This window comes from Rhizobium sp. GCM10022189, assembly GCF_042656325.1.
GTDB lineage: Bacteria > Pseudomonadota > Alphaproteobacteria > Rhizobiales > Rhizobiaceae > Rhizobium.
In genome coordinates this window covers 154,349-171,369 of the sequence record NZ_JBHSOR010000057.1, presented here as the reverse complement: position 1 = coordinate 171,369, position 17,021 = coordinate 154,349, and the positions used below count along the sequence as shown (strand labels likewise).

Below are 17,021 nucleotides of genomic sequence, written 5' to 3'. Positions count from 1 at the left end.
GATCATGCACCGCTACCGCAGCCACACATGCGCCGCTCTTCGCAAATCGGACGTCGGCTCGAATGTCCGTATTTCCGGTTGGGTCCATCGTGTTCGAGATCATGGCGGCGTGCTGTTCATCGACCTTCGCGACCATTACGGCACGACGCAGATCGTTGCCGACCCGGATTCGCCGGCCTTCAAGCAGGCGGAAACCGTTCGCGGCGAATGGGTCATCCGCGTCGACGGCCTGGTCAAGGCCCGCACTGACGATACCGTCAACAAGAACATGCCGACCGGCGAGATCGAGCTTTACGCGCAGGAGATCGAAGTTCTCTCCGCCGCCAAGGAACTGCCGCTGCCGGTCTTCGGCGAGCCGGACTATCCGGAAGACGTCCGCCTCAAGTACCGCTTCCTCGATCTGCGCCGCGAAACGCTGCACAGGAACATCGTCAAGCGCACGCAGATCATCTCGGCCATGCGCCGCGAGATGAACGGCGTCGGCTTCACCGAATATACGACGCCGATCCTGACGGCCTCCTCGCCGGAAGGCGCGCGCGACTTCCTCGTGCCGAGCCGCATTCATCCCGGCACCTTCTACGCCCTGCCGCAGGCCCCGCAGCAGTACAAGCAGCTCCTGATGGTTGCCGGTTTCGACCGCTACTTCCAGATCGCGCCCTGCTTCCGCGACGAAGACCCGCGCGCCGACCGCCTGCCGGGCGAATTCTATCAGCTCGACCTCGAAATGAGCTTCGTGACCCAGGAAGACGTCTGGAACACGATGGGTCCGCTGATGACCAAGATTTTCGAGGAATTCGCCGAGGGCAAGCCGGTCACCAAGGAATGGCCGCGCATTCCCTATGACGAAGCGATCCGCAAATACGGTTCCGACAAGCCGGACCTGCGCAACCCGATCGTCATGGAAGCAGTGACCGAGCATTTCGCCGGCTCCGGCTTCAAGGTCTTCGCCAACATGATCGCCTCCAACCCGAAGGTTCAGGTCTGGGCGATCCCGGCCAGGACCGGCGGTTCCCGCGCCTTCTGCGACCGCATGAACGCCTGGGCGCAGAGCCAGGGCCAGCCGGGTCTCGGCTACATCTTCTGGCGCAAGGAAGGCGACAAGCTCGAAGGCGCCGGCCCGCTTGCCAAGAACATCGGCGAAGAGCGCACGGATGCGATCCGCACCCAGCTCGGCCTCGATGACGGCGACGCCTGCTTCTTCGTCGCCGGCGAGCCGGACAAGTTCTACAAGTTCGCAGGCGAAGCGCGCAACCGCGCCGCCGACGAACTGAACCTCATCGACCGCGACCGCTTCGAACTGTGCTGGATCGTCGACTTCCCGTTCTTCGAATGGAACGAAGAAGAAAAGAAGGTCGACTTCGCCCACAACCCGTTCTCCATGCCGCAGGGCGGCCTCGACGCGCTGAAGAACCAGGATCCGCTGACGATCAAGGCCTTCCAGTACGACGCCGTCTGCAACGGCTTCGAAATCGCCTCGGGCTCGATCCGTAACCAGTCGCCGGAAACCATGGTCGCCGCCTTCGAGAAGGTCGGCTTGAGCCAGCAGGACGTGGAGGACCGATTCGGCGGCCTCTACCGTGCCTTCCAGTACGGCGCGCCTCCGCACGGCGGTGCTGCTTTCGGTATCGACCGTATCGTCATGCTGCTCGTCGGCGCCAAGAACCTGCGCGAAATCTCGCTCTTCCCGATGAACCAGCAGGCCCAGGACCTGTTGATGGGCGCGCCGACCCCGGCAACGCCCACCCAACTGCGCGAACTGGCGATCCGCCCGATCCCGCCGGTGAAGAAAGACTGAGGCAGACATCTCTCAACAAGAAGCCCGGCGAAATCATCGCCGGGTTTTTGTTGGATCCGAATAGTCCTTAGTCGTTGGCCGAAACCTTCACGCCGAGCATCTGCGGCACCGTGTTGGGTGCGCCCATGGCAGCGCCCAAGATCATCGGGAAGGCAACCGGCTTGTCCGGTGTGGCCTTGACGGTCAGGTTCTTCGGATCGTCAAGGAACGTGCTGACGGCAGCCGAAATCGCATTCTGCAGTTCCGGAATGTTGAGCTGCGCCAGCATGATCGGCGTCATGGCCTTCAGCGAATCCGCCATCTGCTGGCCGGAAACGTTCTGCTTCGAACCGGCATAGTCCAGTGCGCGTTTGGTGATCGAGGCATCCTCGAAGCGGATTTGAGCGCCCTCGAAGGTCAGTTGCTGGGCAAGGCCGAGCACGGCGAGGCCGAGCGCCTGCTGTGCTTCTTCCTTGTTCGGATTGGCGTCGGCCTGATCGAGCGCTTGTCCTAACGACTTACCGAAAGCCAACGTATAGCCGGAGATCTTCAGGCCAAATTGCAACTTGCCGACATTTGTGAAGTCAAAGGAGAGATCGGAGAGATCCAGCGTACCCGGCCCAAGGTCCCAAGATCCCTTCAAATTTATGTCGCCCTGGACATGTTGAAGGGCCAGCTTCTCGATTGCTTCCTTGCTCTGCGGGTCGCCGGCCTTGCTGAGGTCGAACTTCATCCCCTTCAATGCGCCGTCGATGTCGAAGCCGGACTCGTCCTCGCGGAGCGTGCTATTCACATCGCTTTCCAGCATTGAAAACACTTCCGCGCCGTCCTTAACCACTTTGAGGGCGCCGGTATGGAGATTTTCGGCCCAGAGCATGGTGTCCGGACTATCATCGCCTGGTTTGGCGGGTACGGTGATACCGCCGAGACTGAGATCCTTTGCGGTTACCGTCACACCACCTGCGGTGCTATCGACATCTTCAAAAGTGGCCCCTTCAATATAGTAGCTGCCGTCCTCCTGCTCTTCCACGCCAGAGAGAGTGATATCGCCGACCGAAAAGCCTTGAACACCTTTGGGCGTGTAAATGGCGTTCTTGAGCGTGACGGTCGTCCCGTCGATATCGATGCTGTCAGTCGAAATCGTTCCGCTCTGCTGGCTGGAGGCAGCATTGATCTTCGTCAACAGGTCCTGGCCGTCGAGCGCGAAAGCGGAGCCCGCGAAGGAAAGAATGGCTGCGCTCGACAGCATCAGCCGCGTCGTGCGGTAAAAGGTCATGAGAAAGTCCCCTGAGTGGCAAGTGCCGTTGAATATTGCAATGAAGCGACTGCGGAACAGTCCGGCTTTATATTCGCAGACCCCTAAATTTCTATTGAGAGGATCGGCGGGCAAAGTTCAAATTCAGGCGATAGTTTTGTCGCCTTTCATGTCAGCCGGAAGACGTCATCCACAGCCGGAATGCCCGGATTCCTTGCCCCACAGGGGTTTCTGAGCTAGTCAGGATTCCATGGGACAAGAAATTTTACCGCCTTCCGGCGGAGACGGCGACAATATTCATCCGGTCGATCTGAAGGCGGCGCTCGAAGAGCGCTACCTGCGTTATGCGCTGTCGACCATCATGCACCGCGCGCTGCCTGACGTGCGCGATGGCCTGAAACCGGTCCATCGCCGCATCGTCTACGCGATGAACGACATGGGCCTGCGGCCGAACGCGGCCTTCAGGAAATGCGCCAAGATCGTCGGCGAGGTGATGGGTAACTATCACCCGCATGGCGACCAGTCGATCTACGACGCGCTGGCGCGCCTCGCGCAGGATTTCTCGCAGCGCTATACGCTGGTGAACGGGCAGGGCAACTTCGGCAATATCGACGGCGACAGTCCCGCCGCCATGCGATACACCGAATCGAAGATGACCGTGGTCTCCGAGCTGCTGCTCGAGGGCATCGATCAGGATGCCGTCGATTTCCGCGACACCTACGACGAATCCAATTCCGAGCCGATCGTTCTTCCCGGCGCCTTCCCGAACCTTCTGGCCAACGGCTCCTCGGGCATTGCGGTCGGCATGGCGACGTCGATTCCCTCGCACAACGTGCATGAGGTCTGCGACGCGGCACTGCATCTGATCAAGCATCCCGACGCCACGGTCGAAAAGCTCGTCGAGTTCATCCCCGGCCCGGATTTCCCGACCGGCGGCATCATCATCGACAGCAAGGAAAGCATCATCGAAAGCTACCGCACCGGCCGCGGCGGTTTTCGTGTCCGTGCCAAGTGGGAGACGGAAGATCTCGGCCGCGGCGGCTACCAGATCGTCGTCACCGAAATTCCCTTCCAGGTGCAGAAGTCGCGCCTGATCGAAAAGATCGCCGAACTGCTGATCGCCCGCAAGCTGCCGTTGCTGGAAGATATCAGGGACGAATCGGCCGAGGATATCCGCATCGTGCTGGTGCCGAAGAGCCGCACCGTCGATCCGACCATCCTCATGGAATCCATGTTCAAGCTGACGGAGCTGGAAAGCCGCTTCCCGCTGAACATGAACGTGCTCTCCATGGGCGTGATCCCGCGCGTCATGGCGCTGAACGAGGTGCTGAGGGAGTGGCTGGACCACCGCCGCGAAGTGCTGCAGCGCCGCTCGCGCTTCCGCCTCGCCGCCATCGACAAGCGCCTCGAAATCCTCGGCGGCCTGCTCGTTGCCTATCTCAATATCGACGAGGTGATCCGCATCATCCGCGAGGAGGATGAGCCCAAGCCCGTCATGATGGCGCGCTGGGACCTGACCGACGTTCAGGTCGAGGCAATCCTCAACATGCGGCTGCGCGCCCTGCGCAAGCTCGAGGAATTCGAGATCCGCAAGGAGCACGACGAACTCACCAAGGAAAAGGCCGATATCGAGGCGCTGCTCGCCTCCGACGAGAAGCAGTGGCAGACGGTTTCCTGGGAAATCGGCGAGGTGAAGAAGAAATTCGCCAAGGCCACCGATATCGGCCGCCGCCGCACGCAGTTCGCCGAAGCGCCGGAGACCGACGAGGAAGCCATCCAGCACGCGATGATCGAGAAGGAGCCGATCACCGTCGTCGTCTCCGAAAAGGGCTGGATCCGCGCGCTGAAGGGCCACATTTCCGATACGTCCACGCTGGCCTTCAAGGAAGGCGACGGCCTGAAGGTTGCCTTCCCGGCGCAGACGACGGACAAGATCCTGATCGTCACCACCGGCGGCAAGGTCTTCACCCTCGGCGGCGACAAGCTGCCCGGCGGCCGCGGCCATGGCGAGCCGCTGCGCATCATGATCGACATGGAAAACGATCAGGACGTGCTGACCGCCTTCGTCCACGATGCGTCGCGAAAGATGCTGATCGTCTCGACCGTCGGCAACGGTTTCGTGGTGCCGGAAGCGGAAATGGTCGCCAATACCCGCAAGGGCAAGCAGATCATGAATGTTTCCATGCCCGACGAGACCAAGCTGCTCGTGCCCGTGACCGGCGATCATGTCGCCGTCGTCGGCGAAAACCGCAAGATGCTGGTATTCCCGCTGAGCCAGATGCCGGAGATGACGCGCGGCAAGGGCGTGCGCCTGCAGCGCTACAAGGACGGCGGCATTTCCGACGTTCGCTGCTTTGCCATTGCCGATGGCCTGATCTGGGAAGACAGCGCCGGCCGCACCTTCACCAAGAACAAGGACGAGCTTGCCGAATGGCTGGCCGACCGCGCCACCGCCGGCCGCACCGTGCCGAAGGGCTTCCCGCGCAGCGGCAAATTCGCCGGCTGATCCCGGAAAATTGAGGCTCCGCCCTTGGCGGGCGGAGCAATTCCTCTATCTCAGTCCTGTCACCAAAAAGAAGAGCCGACAAGAAGGGCAAGGGCGTTCCGCGGGCGGGCGGGACGGCCATAAGCCGTGCGCCGGCAAGCGCGCGAACAACGATGGAGGACTGTCGATGCCTGCCGCCAATACGATCAAACTGCATGTCGCCCACAGCTACAAGGCGCCGCCCGCCAGGGTCTATGACGCCTGGCTCAACCCGGAAATTGCCCGCCGCTTTCTGTTTGCGACCGATGACGGTCACGTCGTCCGCGCCGATATCGATCCACGCGTCGGCGGCCGTTTCATCATCGTCGACCGCCGCCCGACCGGTGACGCCTTTCATCACGGCCTTTTCCTGGAATTGAAGCGGCCAAGGCATATCGCCTTCTGCTTTTCCGTCGAGGAGCACGACCACAATTGCGATCGCGTCGAAATCGACATCGAACCGCTCGGCAGCGGCAGCAGGCTGACCCTGACGCACGAAATGTGTGCGGAATGGGCGGAATATGAGGAGAAGACCCGGCAGGGCTGGACGCATATTGTCGAAGGGCTGGATCGGGAACTGGAGCTTTCGGCGGGTCCGAAACGATCGAACCCCGAAGCGGATCGGTCCGCCGGCGCTATGGCGTGAGCCGGACCGTGTGGTCGCGCAGGAAGCGCGTCGCGCCGACCTTGTCGATTTCGCCTGCCGCGGGCAGCAATCGCCGCAAGCGGGATCGGGCCGCCGATCGCTGTCAGCAGCAGGCCCTTCCGATGAACGGAAAGGCGGGGAGGGGTATCAGTCCTGCGGGTCGTCCTGGAGGGTAGAGGGATCGAAACGTTCCCAGCCGCGCGGCGTCAGATGTTCCTGCGGCTGGAAGCGTGTCTTGTAGTCCATCTTCCGCGAGCCCTGAACCCAGTAGCCGAGATAGACATGCGGCAGGCCCAGCGCTTTCGTGCGGCGCACATGGTCAAGGATCATGAACGTGCCGAGCGAGCGCCGGTCGAGATCGGGATTGAAGTAGGAATAGACCATGGAGAGGCCGTCGCTCATCGTATCGGTCAGGGCGGCGGCCAGCAGTTCCCCCTTCGGCCGCGTTTCCAGCCCCGAGCCTTCCTCGCGCCGGCGGTATTCGATGATCTTGGTGTTCACATGCGTGTCTTCCACCATGATCGCATAGTCGAGCACGGTCATGTCGGACATGCCGCCCTGCTGGTGGCGATAGTCGAGATAGCGGCGGAAGAGGGAATATTGCTCGCTGGACGGCTGGGCCGGAAATTCCGTGGCGATGATGTCGGAATTGCTCGCCAGCACCCGCTTCATCGATTTCGTCGGCTGGAATTCCTGCGCCAGGATGCGCACGGACACGCAGGCGCGACAGGCCTCGCAGGCGGGGCGGTAGGCAATGTTCTGCGAACGGCGGAAGCCGCCCTGCGTAAGGATGTCGTTCATCTCTGCCGCGCGCGGACCGACGAGATGGGTGAAGACCTTGCGCTCCATCTCGTGCGGCAGATACGGACAGGCAGCCGGGGCCGTCAGATAAAACTGAGGGGATGGCGTAGTCTGCGTATTCATCTCTCGCGGAGATTTCCTTTCAGGCGCGTGTCGATCCAGACAGCATGACGCAAGAATAAAAAACGTCAACAGCGCGACATTCAGTGCCGCGCAATCGAATATTCGATTTTTTGGATATGGCGCTCTTTTGTGGCCGTCAAAGGGCGGGCGGAGACTTTATTTCGTCTCCGCCGGGATGGGCTCAGCCGGTACGCACCGTCGCGGTACCGACGAGCAAATCGTGCAGCAGGCGCGAGCGCTCCGTGAACAGGCCGACGAGCAGAATGAGCGGCGTCAGCAGCGAGTTCAGGATCCAGAACAGCGCCAGGTGAGCGATCGCCAGGATGAAGTCCATCGGCCTTCCGTCGATGCGCACGATCGCAATACCCATGGCCCGCATGCCGAGCGAAGCCTGGGACGGGCCGCCGACGGTCAAGCCGAAATAGAGGCCGGCGACGATGACGAAGAGGGCCGGAAAGAGAATGAAGCCGAGCCCCAGCGTGACGATGCCGAGGAAGAACACCACCACCGCCGCCGGAATGCAGAGCAGGGCGACGATGACATAGTCGAGGATGAAGGCGAAGACGCGACGGCTGAGCACGCCGCTATAGGCGCGCCAGTCCTCCGGTGCGGCATAGACCGGGTTGGGGTTGTAGCTCATCTGCATCTCCCTTCGAAAGACGATGCCGCTGATATGGTATCGTCAGGGGGAAATGCAATAATCCGCCCGAAAATCACCTTTTTGCGAGGATTTTGGCCACTTCCGGGGCAAAATAGGTGAGGATGCCGTCGCAGCCGGCGCGCTTGAAAGCCAGCAGCGTCTCCATCATGATCCGCTCGCCGTCGATCCAGCCGTTCATGGCCGCCGCCTTGATCTGCGAATATTCGCCCGAGACCTGATAGGCGAAGGTCGGCAGGCCGAAGGCCTCCTTCACGCGCCAGCAGATGTCGAGATAGGCAAGCCCCGGCTTGACCATCAGCATGTCCGCCCCTTCCTCGACATCGAGGGCGGCGTCGCGGACCGCTTCCGTGCCGTTGGCCGGATTGATGTAATAGCTGTTCTTGTCGCCTTTCAGCAGGCCCTTGGTGTTGATCGCCTCGCGATAGGGGCCGTAGAAGCCGGAGGAGAATTTCGTCGCATAGGACATGATGCCGACGCTCTGATGTCCGGCGGCGTCGAGCCCGCGGCGGATCGCGCCGATGCGCCCGTCCATCATCTCCGAGGGGGCGATGATATCGGCGCCGGCGTCGGCCTGCAGGATTGCCGCCTTGACCACCTGGTCCACCGTCTCGTCGTTGACGATCTCGCCGCCGCGCAGGATGCCGTCATGCCCGTGGCTGGTGAAGGGGTCGAGCGCCACATCGGTAATAATGCCGATATTGGGCACCGCCTTTTTAATGGCCGCCGTCGTCTGATTGATGAGGTTGTTGGCAACAAGACTGTTGGAGCCCGTCTCGTCGCGCAATTCCATCTCGATATCGGGGAAGGTGGCAATGGCGGGGATACCGAGATCGGCTGCTTCCTTCGCCGCTTCGACCGCCTTGTCGACGCTCATGCGATTGACACCCGGCATGGCGGGGATCGGATCGACGATGCCGGTGCCGGGAACGACGAAGATCGGCCAGATCAGATCGTCGACCGTCAGGCGGTTCTCCTGCACCAGCCGGCGCGTCCAGTCGGCCTTGCGGTTGCGCCGCATGCGGCGGTGACCGGTGATTTCATCGACGAGATGTGTCTTGTCCTGCATGATATCTGTCCCTGGGCCATTCCATTTATCGGAGCGCTCATTATCATGCGCCCCGGAAAATCCAAACCGGACGATTGGCCGCGGCGGATGAAGCCGCCATAAAATGAAGCCGCAACTCGAACGTGATGTACCGCCATGGAAACCGATTCTCCGACGATACCGAAACGGACGCTGACGGATATCCTCTTCATCTTCTTCCTGCGGCTGGTTGCCGTCTCCTGCTTCTGGTTCGGCCTGCAATACTGGGCGATGCTGGTGGGCTACTCGCTGGTCGGCGCCGGCCGGTTCGATCTGCTCAGCCTGCCGTGGAAGGTGGCAAGCACCTGCCTTGCCGTTCTCTTCCCGGTCGCCTCGCTCGGCCTCTGGCTCACCGTTTCATGGGGGCCGGTCATCTGGGTGCTGGCCGCCGGCGGCCAGATCCTCATGTACGGCCTGCTTCCGCAGATCTTCGGCGCCAACCGGCTGATCATCCTGCTGCATGTGATCGTCGCCGTAATCTACTGGATTTTCAGGCTTTCCCTGTGGCTGGAGCGGCGCCGGCAGCGACGCCAGGTAAGCGTTGATTTACCCTGATACACCAATGGGTTTCCGGTAAGCCTCTGTTAAGCCTGCGGTTTAAGTCGAATTTTATATGTATTCGATAGGGTCTCACTCAAGGCGGGAAGAAAACGACACCGCCAAACAAAACAGTGAGGCAGTCAAATGAACACGAAACTCAAGCCGCAGGCGGCATCGACTTTCCATGCACAGGATCAGGGCATCCGTGATCTTTACATGGAATCCCTTCATCTTGTTGAACGTCTTCATCGCCGTCTTCTCGACGTCATCAAGGACGAGTTCGACCGCCAGGGCCGCAGCGACGTCAACGCCATCCAGGCGCTCCTGCTTTTCAACATCGGCAATTCCGAACTGACCGCCGGCGAGCTGCGCTCCCGCGGCTACTATCTCGGCTCGAACGTTTCCTACAACGTCAAGAAGCTGGTCGACCTCGGCTTCATCAACCACCAGCGCTCGCGCATCGACCGCCGCTCGGTCCGCATCAGCCTGACCGAAACCGGCCAGGACATCGCCGAAACCGTCGGCAAGCTCTACGAACGCCACATCGCCTCGATCGACAAGGTCGGCGGCATCGGCACCGACGAGTTTACCCAGATGAACAAGCTGCTTCAGCGTCTGGATCGTTTCTGGAACGATCAGATCCTGTATCGCCTGTAAGGCATTAGAGGATTGTTCCCGCTTCTATATTAGAATGCTCCAGCTGACGCGCGGATGCGTAAAAGGGCACAAGATGGCACTAGGTGGCGCTCGTTTGCGCGCCACTTGCGCGCCAGTAAATTCCGACCTCCAATCGGCACCTAGAGCGCAAAGCGGCTTTCCCTCCGCGATGCGCTTTTCTGCGTCGATTGGGATGGATGGCAATGCCGTGCTTAAGGCCACGTTGAAGTGTCCGAACATGGAACAGATCGGCCCGAGCTGGTGAAGCCGCCGGAAGGCATCCGGAGCGCTAGCGCCATACGGCTACAGCTCATGAGATTCGGTCGTAGTAGTGTTAGTCGACATCAGGTAGTGGGTGCCGTAGCGCCAAAGATCACGGCCAGCTTCATCGGACATCGCAACGAGAAAAGTCGTCAGAATCAGTGCAAGCAGTGCTATGAGTTTTTTCATGACATACTCCATGTTTTACATGATCAGTATGCACATGACCGGTTTAGCCAGAGTTAACCCGTTAACCGAATTATTCTGTCGTTTAATAGAAAATTATGATTTGAAGCTTGGATTTCGTCGTTTCTAATTAGAATTTATAGCGTTATGGCGCAGAAAACGCAAAGCGAAATCGACCTCCGTTAACTTCTTCACACAGTGGCAAGTGCGAACGGAAGATTGTGAACTGAAACCATTGTCACAGGGGTTCGAAATCTACTATCAGTTCGGCGAGTTGATTTTGTCTCGCGCATATGGTGCGTTCAGCTTATGGATGAAACCTCGAAGGCCTGAAGTTGAGTCTGCTGGCCTTCAGCGTGCCCAGGCGCTTCAATAACGCTCCAAGGCGCCTCTGCGTGGCATCTTTGCAACGCACGCCCACCAACCGCAAAGCCCGGTATTCAAGCCGTTTTTTAGTCGTTATTAACCCTCACGGTTTACCCGTCATATGGTTCGTTGCAGGCGGTTTCCGGCAACCGGCAGTCTGTCGTCCGGCCCGGCAACACGAATTGGCCATATTGATGTGACAGCGGAATATTCGATAGCCGGCGTCCTCGAAGGACCATTGGCATCATCCGGATCGCCCCTCGCGATTCTGTGATGGGACTGGCGGAATTTCCTGCTGCGCCGGAAGAACGAACGGATAGGGATCTGCGTTAAGGCGCAGGATATCGCAAAGGGCCGTGGCCTCCTCCACCGCGGCATTGAGTGGTTGGGACGAATGTCTAAGAAGAACGGAATTGAAGCTCTCTCTCGCCGCGCCTTTCTGGCCTCGGCGGCAACGGTTGGTGCCGGCGCGCTTGCCGCGCCCGCATTCGCGCAATCGGCGCTCGACGGGCTGCTGAACGCCCCGAGGCGCGGCAACTGGGACGACCAGTTCGACGCAAAGGCCGCCTCGCGCACGGCCACCGCCGTTCTTTCCAATACCCCGATCCTCAGCCCGCAATCGATACCGAGCACGCAGCAGGCGATCATGCAGTATCAGCAGATCGTCTCCATGGGCGGCTGGCCGCAGGTCAATCCGGGCGACGTTCGCCTGCAGCTCGGCGTCACCGATCCCTCGGTCCAGGCCCTTCGCCAGCGCCTGGCGATCAGCGGCGACCTGCCGCGCGAAGCCGGCCTTTCGAGCGCCTTCGATTCCTATGTCGACGGTGCCGTCAAGCGCTTCCAGGCCCGTCACGGCCTGCCGGCCGATGGCGTGATCGGCGAATTCACGCTGAAGGCGATGAACATCCCGGCCGATGTCCGCCTGCAGCAGCTGAATACCAACCTCATCCGCATCCAGACCTTCCCGGAAGACATGGGCCGCCGCCATGTGATGGTCAACATTCCGGCAGCCTACGTGGAAGCGGTCGAAGACGGCAGCGTCGCGACGCGCCACACGGCCGTCGTCGGCCGCCTGAGCCGCCCGACGCATATCGTCAATTCCAAGATCTACGAGGTCATCCTCAATCCGTACTGGACGGCGCCGCGCTCGATCGTCGAAAAGGACATCATGCCGCTGATGCGCAAGGATCCGACCTATCTCGAAAAGAACGCGATCCGCCTCATCGACGGCAAGGGCAACGAAGTCGCCCCGGAAACGGTCGATTGGAACGGCGAGGCGCCGAACCTGATGTTCCGCCAGGATCCCGGCAAGATCAACGCCATGGCCTCCACGAAGATCAATTTCTACAACAAGAACGGCGAGTATATGCACGACACGCCGCAGCAGGGCCTGTTCAACAAGCTCATGCGTTTCGAATCCTCGGGCTGCGTGCGCGTCCAGAACGTCCGCGACCTCACGACCTGGCTGCTGCGCGAAACGCCCGGCTGGAGCCGCCAGCAGATGGAGCAGGTGATCGCCAGCGGCATCAATACGCCGATCAAGCTCGCGACCGAAGTTCCCGTCTATTTCGTCTATATCTCGGCCTGGGGCATGCCCGACGGCGTCGTCCAGTTCCGCGACGACATCTACCAGATGGACGGCAATGCGGAACTCGCGCTCGACACCACCTCGGGCATCGAGCAGCCGGTCCAGTAATTACGCCTGCATATCCCTGAAAGCCGCGCCCGTTGCGCGGCTTTTTTCGTTCCGGCAAGGCCGCGCGCTGCGCGCAAACCGGTCGCCCGCGCGCTTAGCCCAGCAAATGTCGTTCTTCGTATTGCCCTCGCATCGGCGGAAGGCTAATACCTTGGCCGCATTCCAGTGAAGGAGCCAGCCCATGACCAATGCTTCCACCGAATCCTTCTTCAATCGCTCGCTCGCGGACGTCGATCCGGAAATCTTCGGCGCGATCGGAAAGGAACTCGGTCGTCAACGGCATGAGATCGAACTGATCGCATCCGAGAACATCGTTTCCCGCGCCGTTCTGGAAGCCCAGGGCTCCATCATGACCAACAAATACGCCGAGGGTTATCCGGGCAAGCGCTACTATGGTGGCTGCCAGTTCGTCGATATCGCCGAGGAACTCGCCATCGAACGCGCCAAGAAGCTGTTCGGCGTCAACTTCGCCAACGTCCAGCCGAATTCCGGCTCGCAGATGAACCAGGCCGTCTTCCTGGCGCTGCTGCAGCCGGGCGACACCTTCATGGGCCTCGACCTGAATTCGGGCGGCCACCTGACACACGGTTCGCCGGTCAACATGTCCGGCAAGTGGTTCAACGTCGTCTCCTACGGCGTGCGCGAGGGCGACAACCTGCTCGACATGGACGAAGTCGAGCGCAAGGCCCAGGAACACAAGCCGAAGCTCATCATTGCCGGCGGCACCGCCTATTCCCGTATCTGGGACTGGAAGCGCTTCCGCGAGATCGCCGACTCGGTCGGCGCCTACCTGATGGTCGACATGGCCCACATTGCCGGCCTCGTCGCCGGCGGCGTGCATCCCTCGCCGTTCCCGCATTGCCACGTCGCGACCACCACGACCCACAAGTCTCTGCGCGGCCCGCGCGGCGGCGTCATCCTGACGAATGACGAGGATCTGGCGAAGAAGTTCAACTCGGCCGTCTTCCCCGGTCTCCAGGGTGGCCCGCTGATGCACATCATCGCCGCCAAGGCCGTTGCCTTCGGCGAAGCGCTGCAGCCCTCGTTCAAGGACTATGCCGCCCAGGTCGTCAAGAACGCCAGGGCGCTTGCCGAAACGCTCGTCGCCGGCGGCCTCGATGTCGTCTCCGGCGGTACGGACAACCACCTGATGCTGGTCGACCTGCGCAAGAAGAACGCCACCGGCAAGCGCGCCGAAGCCGCGCTCGGCCGCGCCTACATCACCTGCAACAAGAACGGCATCCCCTTCGATCCCGAAAAGCCCTTCGTCACCTCGGGCGTGCGCCTCGGCGCCCCGGCCGGCACGACGCGCGGCTTCAAGGAGGCCGAATTCCGCGAGATCGGCAATCTCATCGTCGAGGTTCTCGACGGCCTGAAGGTCGCCAATTCCGATGAGGGCAACGCCGCCGTCGAGGCTGCCGTGCGCGGCAAGGTGGTGAACCTGACCGACCGCTTCCCCATGTATGACTACATGGGCTAAGGAGTAGGCATGCGCTGCCCCTATTGCGGTTCGGAAGATACCCAGGTCAAGGATTCCCGCCCGGCGGAGGATAATACCTCCATCCGCCGGCGCCGCATCTGTCCGGATTGCGGCGGCCGCTTCACGACCTTCGAGCGCGTGCAGCTGCGCGAGCTGATGGTCATCAAGAAGACCGGCCGCAGGGTTCCCTTCGATCGCGACAAGCTGGTGCGTTCCTTCGACGTGGCGCTGCGCAAGCGCCCCGTCGATCGCGACCGCATCGAGCGTGCCGTCTCCGGCATCGTGCGCCGGCTGGAAAGCTCGGGCGAGACGGAAATCTCCTCCGAGCAGATCGGCCTGCAGGTTCTGGAAGCCATGAAGAGCCTCGATGATGTCGGCTTCGTGCGTTATGCTTCGGTCTACCGCGATTTCTCGCATGCCGAGGATTTCGAAAAACTGATCGCCGAGCTCAACGCCAAGATTGCCCGCGATCCACTGGACGTCTGACCATGGGCGAGAGGATCGCCGAGCATGAGGACGAACGCTTCATGGAAGCCGCGATCCGCCTGTCGCGCTGGCACACCGGCCGGACGTCCACCAATCCTTCCGTCGGCTGCGTCGTCGTCCGTGACGGCGTCATCGTCGGCCGCGCGGTAACGGCACTCGGCGGTCGCCCGCATGCCGAGCCGCAGGCGCTCGCCGAAGCGGGCGAACTCGCCCGCGGCGCGACCGCCTATGTCACGCTCGAACCCTGCTCGCATCACGGCAAGACGCCGCCCTGCGCCGACGCCCTGATCGCCTCCGGCGTCGGCCGCGTCGTCATCAGCGTCACCGATCCCGATGTCAGGGTCTCCGGCCGCGGCATCGCCATGCTGCAGGAGGCCGGCATCGAGGTGACGACGGGCGTGCTGGAGGAGGAGGGCCGGCAATCGCTGTCAGGCTACCTCACCCGCCAGACGAAGAACCGCCCCTATGTGACTCTCAAACTTGCGGTTTCCGCCGATGGCATGATCGGCCGCGAGGGAGTAGGGCAGGTGGCGATCACCGGCCCGGAGGCGCGCGCCCAGGTGCAGGCGCTGCGCGCCGAAACCGATGCCATCCTCGTCGGCATCGGCACGGCGATTGCCGACGATCCGCTGCTGACGGTGCGGACACCGGGGCTTGAGGCGCAATCGCCCGTTCGCATCGTGCTCGATCCTGCTCTGGCATTGCCGTTGACGAGCAAGCTTGTCGAGACGGCGAAGGACGTGCCGGTGATTGTGGTGGCGAGTGAAGAGGTTTCACCGCTGGGATCGGAGGAAGGATTACCCCCCTCCGCCCTGCCGGCCATCTCCCCCAGAAGGGGGGAGATCGGCAAGGAGCCTGCTCCCAGTTCCTCTGACAGCAATGTTCCTGCCTCGGCGAATTTAGGGCAGGGAGCTATCCCCCAGCCAATCTCCCCCCTTGTGGGGGAGATGTCCGGCAGGACAGAGGGGGGTAACACACCCGCCGACCCCACCGAGATGGCCTCCCGCCGCACCGCGCTTGAAGCCGCCGGCGTCGAAATCCTCTACTGCAATCCCTATCACCCCGAAGTCCTGCTGCCGGCGCTTGCCACCCGCGGCATTTCCTCGCTTCTCGTCGAAGGCGGCGCAAAGACCGCGAAGCTTTTCCTCGAAGCCGGTCTCGTCGATCACGTCCAGCTCTACCAGGCGCCCGTCGTCATCGGCGAGGGCGGTATTGAATCGCCGCTGCAGGCAACCGACATACCATCCGGCTTCGCCCACAGGGGCACTTACATATTCGGCGCGGATCGCCTGGACGAATACGAAAGAGAGACTTGATGTTCACCGGAATTGTCACTGATATCGGCACGATCGAATCCGTTTCGGCCCTCAAGGAGGGCATCAAGCTTCGTGTTGCCACGAACTACGACCCGGCGACCATCGATATGGGCGCCTCGATCTCCCATTCCGGCATCTGCCTCACCGTCACCGGCCTGCCGCAGGAAGGCAGCAACGGCCGCTGGTTCGAGGTGGAGGCATGGGAAGAGGCGCTGCGGCTGACCACGATTTCCACCTGGCAGGCGGGCAGCCATATCAATCTCGAGCGGTCGCTGAAGATCGGCGACGAACTCGGCGGCCATATCGTCTCCGGCCATGTCGACGGCAAGGCCGAAATCCTGTCGGTCACGCAAGAGGGGGACGCCACCCGTTTTCGCCTGCGCGCGCCCGCCCATCTGGCGAAATTCGTCGCGCCCAAGGGCTCGATCGCGCTTGACGGCACGTCGCTGACGGTCAACGCCGTCGATGGCACGGATTTCGACGTTCTCCTGATCCGCCATACGCTCGAGGTCACGACCTGGGGCGAACGCAAGGCCGGCGACTTCGTCAATTTCGAAGTCGACACGATGGCGCGTTATGCCGCCCGCCTCGCCGAATTCCCGACAGCATCGGCCTGAAAATCGCAGCGCTCTAACGCGAAAACTGGATGATCGGGCCGTTATAGTCCGTGCGCGCCGTTTCCCTGAAGCCGAGCTTTTCGGCGACCCTCAGTGAGGGCGTATTGTCCGGGCTGATGATGCAGGTCATCGGCCGCCCCGGAAATGCCGTCTCACCCCAGCCGATGATCGCCTTCAGCGCCTCGGTGGCATAGCCTTTCCCGTGGGCCGACGGCATCAGCGCCCAGCCCACCTCCATCGTGCCTTCGATCGAGGGCTGCATGTCGCGCCTGGCTTCCAGGAAACCCGCTTCGCCGATGAAGCGGCCGCTTTCCTTTTCCTCGATCGCGAAGAAGCCGAATCCCATGTGATGCCACATGCCGGCCAGGCGCAGCAGGCGCGACCAGCTCTGTTCGCGGCTGGAGGGCACGCCGCCGATGAAGCGTACCACGTCCTCGTCGCGCCAGAGTTCGAAATGCGCGTCGAAGTCTTCAAGCCGGTGTGCCCGCAGAATGAGCCGTCCGGTTTCCAGTCGCGGAATATCGATCATGAAAATATCACTCTGAATG

General features: G+C 61.6%; 16 protein-coding genes. 10 read left to right on the top strand and 6 right to left on the bottom strand.

All coding sequences use genetic code 11. The annotated features are described in order from the left end of the window. Positions 1-4: 4 nt before the first annotated feature. The gene (aspS, locus tag ACFPWW_RS28090; protein ID WP_112566020.1) at positions 5-1,795 is read left to right on the top strand and encodes an aspartate--tRNA ligase; all 1,791 of its coding nucleotides are present in this window, start codon (positions 5-7) and stop codon (positions 1,793-1,795) included. Positions 1,796-1,862: 67 nt separating this feature from the next. Here the strand turns inward: aspS and ACFPWW_RS28085 are convergent, their stop codons facing one another. Further along, entirely contained in the window at positions 1,863-3,050 is a 1,188-nt protein-coding gene (locus ACFPWW_RS28085; RefSeq protein ID WP_377314634.1) for a hypothetical protein, read from the bottom strand. Positions 3,051-3,279: 229 nt separating this feature from the next. Here ACFPWW_RS28085 and parC point away from each other — a divergent pair, with 229 nt between their 5' ends. Further along, positions 3,280-5,535, top strand: coding sequence for a DNA topoisomerase IV subunit A (gene parC / locus ACFPWW_RS28080; protein ID WP_377314442.1), 2,256 nt, complete (start codon positions 3,280-3,282; stop codon positions 5,533-5,535). A 166-nt stretch (positions 5,536-5,701) separates the two neighbouring features. Continuing rightward, positions 5,702-6,199: an SRPBCC family protein gene (locus ACFPWW_RS28075; protein WP_112566029.1), complete on the top strand. Its 498-nt coding sequence runs from the start codon at positions 5,702-5,704 to the stop codon at positions 6,197-6,199. A 147-nt stretch (positions 6,200-6,346) separates the two neighbouring features. Here the strand turns inward: ACFPWW_RS28075 and ACFPWW_RS28070 are convergent, their stop codons facing one another. The 3 genes from ACFPWW_RS28070 to hemB form a co-directional block, all read right to left on the bottom strand. Beyond that, the gene (locus ACFPWW_RS28070; protein WP_112566031.1) at positions 6,347-7,123 is read right to left on the bottom strand and encodes an arginyltransferase; all 777 of its coding nucleotides are present in this window, start codon (positions 7,121-7,123) and stop codon (positions 6,347-6,349) included. 181 nt (positions 7,124-7,304) lie between these two features. Further along, the gene (locus tag ACFPWW_RS28065; RefSeq protein ID WP_377314440.1) at positions 7,305-7,763 is read right to left on the bottom strand and encodes an RDD family protein; all 459 of its coding nucleotides are present in this window, start codon (positions 7,761-7,763) and stop codon (positions 7,305-7,307) included. A 73-nt stretch (positions 7,764-7,836) separates the two neighbouring features. Beyond that, complete coding sequence (gene hemB, locus ACFPWW_RS28060; RefSeq protein ID WP_113412418.1) at positions 7,837-8,850, bottom strand: porphobilinogen synthase; 1,014 nt, start codon at positions 8,848-8,850, stop codon at positions 7,837-7,839. 135 nt (positions 8,851-8,985) lie between these two features. Here hemB and ACFPWW_RS28055 point away from each other — a divergent pair, with 135 nt between their 5' ends. Together ACFPWW_RS28055 and ldtR are read left to right on the top strand one after the other, a co-directional pair. Continuing rightward, positions 8,986-9,423 carry a DUF6163 family protein gene (locus ACFPWW_RS28055; protein ID WP_112566039.1) on the top strand — a complete coding sequence of 146 codons (438 nt, stop codon included), beginning with the start codon at positions 8,986-8,988 and terminating at the stop codon, positions 9,421-9,423. A gap of 129 nt (positions 9,424-9,552) precedes the next feature. Then, a complete protein-coding gene (gene ldtR, locus ACFPWW_RS28050; RefSeq protein WP_112566042.1) occupies positions 9,553-10,065 on the top strand; it encodes a transcriptional regulator LdtR in 513 nt (170 codons plus the stop codon). 303 nt (positions 10,066-10,368) lie between these two features. Here the strand turns inward: ldtR and ACFPWW_RS28045 are convergent, their stop codons facing one another. Beyond that, positions 10,369-10,515, bottom strand: a complete 147-nt coding sequence (locus tag ACFPWW_RS28045) for a hypothetical protein (RefSeq protein WP_162757992.1) — start codon at positions 10,513-10,515, stop codon at positions 10,369-10,371. A gap of 757 nt (positions 10,516-11,272) precedes the next feature. Here ACFPWW_RS28045 and ACFPWW_RS28040 point away from each other — a divergent pair. From ACFPWW_RS28040 to ACFPWW_RS28020, 5 genes are all read left to right on the top strand, one after another. After that, on the top strand, positions 11,273-12,574 hold the full coding sequence (locus ACFPWW_RS28040) for a L,D-transpeptidase family protein (protein ID WP_112702909.1): 1,302 nt from the start codon (positions 11,273-11,275) through the stop codon (positions 12,572-12,574). Between the two features lie 181 nt (positions 12,575-12,755). Continuing rightward, complete coding sequence (gene glyA, locus ACFPWW_RS28035; protein WP_112566060.1) at positions 12,756-14,054, top strand: serine hydroxymethyltransferase; 1,299 nt, start codon at positions 12,756-12,758, stop codon at positions 14,052-14,054. A 9-nt stretch (positions 14,055-14,063) separates the two neighbouring features. Then, entirely contained in the window at positions 14,064-14,540 is a 477-nt protein-coding gene (gene nrdR, locus ACFPWW_RS28030) for a transcriptional regulator NrdR (RefSeq protein ID WP_112566063.1), read from the top strand. Positions 14,541-14,542: 2 nt separating this feature from the next. Then, positions 14,543-15,856 carry a bifunctional diaminohydroxyphosphoribosylaminopyrimidine deaminase/5-amino-6-(5-phosphoribosylamino)uracil reductase RibD gene (ribD, locus tag ACFPWW_RS28025; RefSeq protein ID WP_377314437.1) on the top strand — a complete coding sequence of 438 codons (1,314 nt, stop codon included), beginning with the start codon at positions 14,543-14,545 and terminating at the stop codon, positions 15,854-15,856. Continuing rightward, positions 15,856-16,473 carry a riboflavin synthase gene (locus ACFPWW_RS28020; RefSeq protein WP_112566068.1) on the top strand — a complete coding sequence of 206 codons (618 nt, stop codon included), beginning with the start codon at positions 15,856-15,858 and terminating at the stop codon, positions 16,471-16,473. The genes ribD and ACFPWW_RS28020 overlap by 1 nt, the downstream gene beginning before the upstream one ends. Positions 16,474-16,486: 13 nt before the next feature. On the opposite strand, the gene ACFPWW_RS28015 is transcribed toward ACFPWW_RS28020, so the two are convergent. After that, positions 16,487-17,002, bottom strand: a complete 516-nt coding sequence (locus tag ACFPWW_RS28015; protein ID WP_112566071.1) for a GNAT family N-acetyltransferase — start codon at positions 17,000-17,002, stop codon at positions 16,487-16,489. Between the last annotated feature and the right edge of the window lie 19 nt (positions 17,003-17,021).